This window comes from Flavobacterium columnare NBRC 100251 = ATCC 23463 (genome assembly GCF_002530675.1).
Lineage (GTDB): Bacteria > Bacteroidota > Bacteroidia > Flavobacteriales > Flavobacteriaceae > Flavobacterium > Flavobacterium columnare.
Genome location: NZ_PCMX01000050.1, coordinates 35,819 through 43,177 on the forward strand (window position 1 = coordinate 35,819; position 7,359 = coordinate 43,177).

The following is a 7,359-nucleotide window of genomic DNA, read 5'->3' on the forward strand; positions in this document are numbered from 1 at the left end:
AATAATAACTGTATGTCAAAAAACTACGGAAACTATAACTATTAATATGGCTGATATCTTTCAAAATCTGATTTTTCTCTATGCCTCAATGCTTACCATAATATATTTTATGCTCATTGTTTATGGTTATAAAGAAATAAAAAAATACAAAGAAAATCAGAGCAAAGAAATGGATGAAGATTTCTTGAATACTCCTTTCGCTCCAGGTATTTCTATTGTAGCTCCTGCATATAACGAAGAAATGACAATAATTGATAACGTACACTCCATGCTTACTTTAAATTATCCAAAATTTGAAGTAGTTATCGTTAATGACGGGAGTAAGGATAGTACATTAGAATTATTAATAGAAAATTTTCAGCTGGTTGAAACCCCCTTTGCCTACGTAGAAAAAATAAAAACCAAACCACTAAAAAGAATTTTAAAATCTACGAATCCAGCTTATTCTAAGTTGACGGTTGTAGATAAAGTAAATGGAGGTACCAAGGCAGATGCCTCTAATGCGGGTATAAATGCTTCTAGTTATCCTTATTTCTTATGTACCGATGTAGATTGTATTTTATCTCGTGATGCACTTATCAAAATGATTAAACCCATCTTAATTAATAAAACACAAGTAATAGGAGTAGGTGCCACTTTGCGTATGGCTAACAGTTGTGTGATTCAAAATGGGGTAGTTACACAAGTTAAAGTTCCTAGTAGAATTATTCCCCTTTTTCAAGAAGTAGAATATTTAAGAAGCTATTTAATAGGGAAAATGGGATGGTCAAGAATAAATGCCATAGGTAATATATCAGGAGGATTAGGGATGTTTGATAAATCTGTAGTTATTGCTGCTGGAGGATATGATCCTTCATCACATGCAGAAGATATGGACTTAACTACCCGTATCATAGGATATATGTGTAATTTTAATAAAGATTATAAAATTGTTCAGATACCCGATACCTGCTGTTGGACAGAAGGACCTCCTAATATTAAAATATTAAATAGGCAAAGGACAAGATGGGCTCGTGGATTGCTGCAAATTTTTACAGTTCACAGAAAATACCTTTTCAATCCCAAATACAAACAATTAGGAATGATTACCTTACCTTATACTTTGTTCTTCGAATTTTCGGCACCACTTATAGAACTAGTAGGGTATTTATACACGGCATACCTCTTAATCACTAGGGGAATAAATTTTTATACTGCAAGCATAATGCTAACTTTTGTTTACTTGTTCGGAATTTGTCTTTCATTAATAACGATCTATCTAGATAAATTAGTACAAGAACAATACAGAACCTTTAATGAATATTTAAAACTATGTTTTTTTACTTTAGTAGAACCTTTTATATATCATCCACTTATCGTTTTTTATAGCTTAAAAGGGTACGTAGATTTTTTATCACGTAAAAAATTCGAGTGGGGACAAATGACCCGTCAAGGTTTTGCACAAAATAAAACCACACCTACTACTGTAGAAAATCAAGAAGTTGAATAATTGTATTAATAAAAAATGATTTCAAAAAATTACCACTTATTACTAGTTCTTTTCCTATCAATATACTCCTTAAATGCCCAAGATACAATGGAAGATTATGCCATTATGGCTAAAAAATATTTTAAAAAGCAAGAATGGCAAAAAGCCAAAGACATTCTTGAAGAAGGATTAAAGCAAGATGAAACAGATTCTAATCTCAGAATGCTTCTAGGTAGGTACTACTATGTAAAAAAAGACTTTCAAAACGCAAGATATCATTTGGTTAAATCCTTGCAATACGATAAAACAAATTTCGATGCAAAACAACTGCTTGTAAATGTAGAAATGAACTCTAAACACTATTCTAGTGCCATTTGTTACATAAATGAATTATTAGAAGTAAATCCCTATTGGAAACAATTATGGATAAAAAAAATAGAAATATACAGATTACAAGGGAATCTTACCGAAACAACCCGAATGCTAAAAAGATTAAATCAGATATACCCAGAAGATGCCACTGTTCAAAAAGATTATATATACAATACACAACAAGAAATAACACGTCTTAAAAAAGAAGGAAAGTTTAATGAAGCCGTTACTTTAGCAGAAGAATTAGTAAAAATAGATAACCAACAAGTTGATATTTACGTAGATATAATAAACAGCTTACTAACGGCTGGCGATAAAGAAAAAGCTCTTTTGTATGCTGAAAAAGGAATTCAAAAATTCCCAGAAAATAAGACCTATATCACTAAAAAAGTTGCCATTTTATCTGAAATGAATAGAAATGCAGAAGCATTAGAGTTTTTAAAAAGAAAGATGTCAAAAAAAAATGATTCTCAGCTTCAGAAAAGTTATGACGAATTAATAGTAGAATCAGCAAGAACCCAAAGTAATAATGATCCGTACACATTATATGGTAAAATTTTAGAAAAAAACCCAAAGGACGAAGAAGCACTAATCTATCTTCTAAATAACGCAATAAGTAAAGGATATTATAATGATGCACTTGATTTTATATCAAAAGCTAAAAAAATAAAAGGAGATACAAAAGAAATTTTATCAAAGGAATATTTTGTTTACAAACAACTAGGAAACGAATCAAAATCAAATCAATTACTACAAAAATTGCATTCAAAATTCCCTAATGACTCCGATATTAGAGATGATTTTACAGCATTTCAGTATAAAACAGCCAAACAACTCATGCTAGAAGGAAATTATCTAGAGGCTATCGACTTATTGTACAGAGTTTCAAATCAAAGAAGACAAAATGATTATTACGAACCCGCAAAATTAGGTTTGTTTCAATGTTACCTAAAAACAGGTTTGTATGACCAAGCCCTCCTTATTATCAATGATTTTTTAAAAGAAAAACCCAATGATGATGCTAGAAATTTAAAAAAAATAAATGCCTTAGTAGCCTCTGAAGACTATACGAATGCGTTTGATATGTACTTACAACTAATAGAAAAATCTTCCGAACCTAAAAAAACAATATATGCAAATGGTTTCGAAGAAGAAGCATTAGCATTCATAAAAAAAGCAATAGAGGAACAAAATATAGAGGAAGCATACGAAGTACTCAAAAAAATACTGCTCGTAAAACCTACTAGTAAATTAGGATTACAATACGCAATCAGTCTTGCTTATCAAATGGAAGACTATTTAGCTATGTTAGATGCCGCAAAACAAGCTACAACAATATATCCAGATAACTTACCATTTAAAGTAAAATTGGCAGAATCCTATACAGCGCAAAAAGAATATGATAAAGCTATTGCCCTTACTTTACCTCTTTTAGAAAAATTTCCACATAATAAATCACTAGTAAATGTATATACAGAAAATGCACGCATTAAAACCAAAGAACTAGTTAAGAAAAAACAACACAATGACGCGTTACAATTAATAAATTCCGCTCTGTATTTTGATAAAAATAATAAAGATTTAAAATTTGATAAAGGGGTACTGCTAGAAACAAAAAAAGTTTTTGATTCAGCTTATTATTATCAAAAACAATACGAACCTTCTCTTATGGAATTGTCAGATTTCAAAAAACATTTAGAAATACTAGAAAATAAAACCTTTAAAAATGAAATAGGAATATATCATTTGAGAAGCAGAATTCAAGGAAGCCAAGAATATTCATCTATTTCTACAATAGAATACGCTCATAAAGGAAATAAAAACACCTATACTTTTCGATTAAATTATTCCGGTCGAGAAGAAGGAACAGGGATCCAACCCATAGTTGAGTGGTACCATCCCTTTAGTGATAAATTTTATGTTAGATTAAATACAGGATACGGAACGAAATATTTTTCTAAAATACAAACGCAAATATCACTATACAAAGCCTTTGGTGACGATTATGAGGCAGAACTAGGCATAGGTTTTAGACAATTACCAAGCCAGATCAATATGATTCAAGGAATTTTAGGTTTGTCAAAAAATGGGCAATCTATTCAGTGGAATGTAAAAGCAGGAATCTTTTCTATAGATAATACACTGTTTTATAATGTCAGTACAGACAGTAGGTTTTATGTCTTTAACGAAAAAAGAAGTTGTATACAAGTAGTAGGAGCCGTAGGGACAGTTTCAGACTTGCAAACACTGAATTTTAATTTATACAATACTTGGAATGCTTTTAATACAATGGTAGGAGCTGGTCCAAAATATATGATAAATTCGAATTTTACAGTTGGGTTTCTCGGAAGCTGGAATACAATAAAAATAACGGAAAATAAGTATACCAATATGTATAACTTATACTTTCAAACCCAAATTTCGTTTTAAATCATTATTTATATAATCCTCTATTAATATGATGAGAGAAATATTTTCCTTTTATATTGCCCTATCTAAAATCTGTTTAGCAATAATTTTCTTTTTTGTATTATGTAGTTGTTCTTTAAAACCTTATACGGATTTAGAAGATGCAAAATTATATTCTGATAAATACAAAATAATCTTTGATTATAAAACTAAATTAGAAAATCTAGAAAAAGATTATTTCTACAATGAATTAAAGAAAAGATCTTCAAACCCAGAAATAATATCTAAAGATAAAAACAAAGAAGGATTATTAATAAGAGTAGTTCTGTCTTCACAACAAATGTTTGATTATCAGATAAAAATAGAAGATAAAAATGAAATTCAATTAATTGCAAACTCAGAAAAAAATCTAAAATGGCTATTTAATCAGTTTTTAAAAAAGCTAAGTATCCAAGATGATAGAATCAAAACGCAAGACTTATTTCCCGCTATTATAACCATAAAAGAAAGTACCGTTAGTTTTCCTTTTGAATACAGAGAACCTCATTTTAGTCCTGTTTTACAACCCAATGCAGATGTACTCTATAATTCTAATAACATTGAAAATGATTGGGGAATTTGGGGGCATAATTTAGGGAAATTACTAGCCAATGAAGGAAACATTCAAACATTTGCCTTAGTAGAAAATAAAAGAAATGCCTCACAAATCTGCTTTTCCTCAGAAGCAACCTACAATTATATTAAAAATTATATAATAGATAATTTGGGTATTAATACGAATAAAAGGTATTCAGTTATGCTGGTTCCCAATGATAACAAGCTAGTTTGTTTGGATCCCAGATGCAAACGATTAGGGAATACCCTTTCAAATGCAACACCTTCTGTTGTATATCTAATGGAAAAATTAGCAAAAGAATTTCCACAGTATAATTTTTTTACCACCGCTTATCTTACAACAGAAACACCTCCAGAAAAAGAACTTCCCAAAAACACAGGAGTAATGATCAGTACCATTAATTTTCCAAAAAATGTATATTTTGAAAACAAACCGCAGGTAAACCCGTTTGAAGAAAAAATATTAAAATGGAAACAAAAAGTAAATAAAGTCTATTTATGGGACTATGCTTCTAATTTTGATGATTACCTAACACCATATCCACTTTTTTACAGATTACAAAAACAACTAGAGTATTTCAAAAAAATGGGTATAAAAGGTGTTTTTATAAATGGAAGCGGTTATGATTATACCAGTTTTCAAGGATTAAAAACATTCGTTATCTCTTCATTACTCATGGATTATAATCTAAAAATAGAAGATTTAGTAAAAAAATACTTTAAACAAGAATTTCCTCAAAATCACCAGTTATTATCAGAATATTATATAGATTTTGAAAAAGCAGCAGAAAAAGAAAACCTCCCTTGCTCTCTTTACGAAAAAGGAAGTAAAAACATAAACGCGTCAAAATTTTTTAATTTTTACAATCAATTAAGTCAAACAATAGATTCTAGTCAACCCAAAGAAAAATCAAAAATAAAAGAATTAATAACCGCTTTAAGTTTTACCTATCTAAAACTTTTATTAGAAAACGAACAAAACGGTTACTACATAATAGAAGAGAATACAATTAGTATAAAACCAGATGTAATACAAGCATACAATCGTTTGAAAAAATACACAAACTATGAAGGCTTAAAAAACTTTAAAGAACAAGACGGAGCTATTCAAGATTTTTTAAAAGAATTTGAAGAAAAAATTATAAAAAACAAACAACCATTAAATAAATTGTTAGGTAAAAAACTTGAAATACTATCAACCTTAGATGAAGATTATACCAATATTAATATGCTAACAGATAATGCAATTGGCTTCATCTCTGATTATCATCATGGATGGTTCTTGACAAGTCAAGAAGATTTAGTAGTAAGACTTCCAAGTATAGAAGTTTCTAACGCCACTTTAAAAATAAATTTTTTAAATAATCCAAGTCTAAAAATATTCCTCCCAACAAAAATTCAAATTTATAAAAATGGAAACTTATATACCGAATTAACAGACGATTCAGAATCTAAAAACGAAAAAAGAATTGGTGTTTTTAAAACAAAAATAGCCATTCATAAAAAAGAGGAAGTAATGATAAAAGTAATAACGAATGCTAAAAATAAAAAAACCGCTTGCGATGAAATACAATTATTTTAATTTCTTAAAAACGTGTTTATTTCAAGAAAGCCTATTGATTTTTTTATCTCTATTGTTTTTTATTAGTTGTGAAAAAGAAGGACAAATAACAACGATAGAAGTAAAAGACCCCAAAAGACATTATTTTCCAGTTGCACAAGGAGAAAAACTTCATATCATATACCCAATCAAAAATATAGGAAAGAATTTGTTAGAAATAAAAGAAATCCAAACCTCATGCGGATGTATTATAGCGGATGATTCCAATATAAAAAACATAGTGCCACAATCTACAGGCTATTTGCATTTTGAATATGATACCAATAAAAATACAGGATATGTACAACATCAGATTTATGTATACGGTAATTTTCTCCCAAACTATAAAATAGAACTAAATTTTGATACCCATGTAGTACCAAATAGTTTACATTCAAAAGACTACGAGGAAATTTATAAAGAAATTCAAGATTCTGAATTAGATATAGAAAAGCCAAACTATGGGCTAGAGAAACAAAAGAATTATTATACAGGCGATAACCCCGAAGAATGATGTAATTTTTTCGGTAAACTAATTTATTTATAGATAATAAATAATGAAAATAGTTTAATACCTTTAAAGATTATGGAAATAAGATTTAATGTTTTAACTTAAAAAATAAGGTCTTGTATTTGCCCTACAATTATGAAAACAAATAGTAAAAATATCAACTGTTGTATGTGCTGTTCAAATTCTTGAGGAGCAAGATGGTTGTATATATAGTATAGTATCAAAAATCAGAAAAACTTCTCGCATTGTGAGGAGTTTTTTTTATACCCAAAAATTAGTAAAAGTAAAATGAAACAAACAAGTTATACCATTTAAACTTTAAAAATACTGCAAAAAGCTTTTGTATAAAACTCATAGCCTGTTATTGATTTAATTCGGCTAGAG

The 7,359-nt window shown here is 28.9% G+C and carries 4 protein-coding genes; all 4 read left to right on the forward strand.

Annotated features, from left to right (window positions below; all coding sequences use genetic code 11):
* Positions 1-46: 46 nt before the first annotated feature.
* Genes B0A78_RS07640 through B0A78_RS07655 form a run of 4 tightly spaced genes read left to right on the forward strand, consistent with a single transcriptional unit; the run spans position 47 to position 6,978 of the window.
* Complete coding sequence (locus B0A78_RS07640) at positions 47-1,489, forward strand: glycosyltransferase family 2 protein (RefSeq protein ID WP_014164923.1); 1,443 nt, start codon at positions 47-49, stop codon at positions 1,487-1,489.
* Between the two features lie 15 nt (positions 1,490-1,504).
* A complete protein-coding gene (locus tag B0A78_RS07645) occupies positions 1,505-4,270 on the forward strand; it encodes a tetratricopeptide repeat protein (RefSeq protein WP_077225630.1) in 2,766 nt (921 codons plus the stop codon).
* 28 nt (positions 4,271-4,298) lie between these two features.
* The gene (locus tag B0A78_RS07650; protein ID WP_097609539.1) at positions 4,299-6,446 is read left to right on the forward strand and encodes a DUF4838 domain-containing protein; all 2,148 of its coding nucleotides are present in this window, start codon (positions 4,299-4,301) and stop codon (positions 6,444-6,446) included.
* Positions 6,427-6,978 (forward strand): DUF1573 domain-containing protein, encoded by a 552-nt coding sequence (locus B0A78_RS07655; RefSeq protein WP_169859107.1) that lies wholly within the window; start codon positions 6,427-6,429, stop codon positions 6,976-6,978. The genes B0A78_RS07650 and B0A78_RS07655 overlap by 20 nt, the downstream gene beginning before the upstream one ends.
* Positions 6,979-7,359 lie beyond the last annotated feature (381 nt).

Excerpts from the sequence above, each read along its gene's own strand:
- B0A78_RS07650 (WP_097609539.1), top strand. The coding sequence starts at position 4,299 with ATGATGAGAGAAATATTTTCCTTTTATATTGCCCTATCTAAAATCTGT.
- B0A78_RS07640 (WP_014164923.1), top strand. The coding sequence starts at position 47 with ATGGCTGATATCTTTCAAAATCTGATTTTTCTCTATGCCTCAATGCTT.
- B0A78_RS07645 (WP_077225630.1), top strand. The coding sequence starts at position 1,505 with ATGATTTCAAAAAATTACCACTTATTACTAGTTCTTTTCCTATCAATA.
- B0A78_RS07655 (WP_169859107.1), top strand. The coding sequence starts at position 6,427 with ATGAAATACAATTATTTTAATTTCTTAAAAACGTGTTTATTTCAAGAA.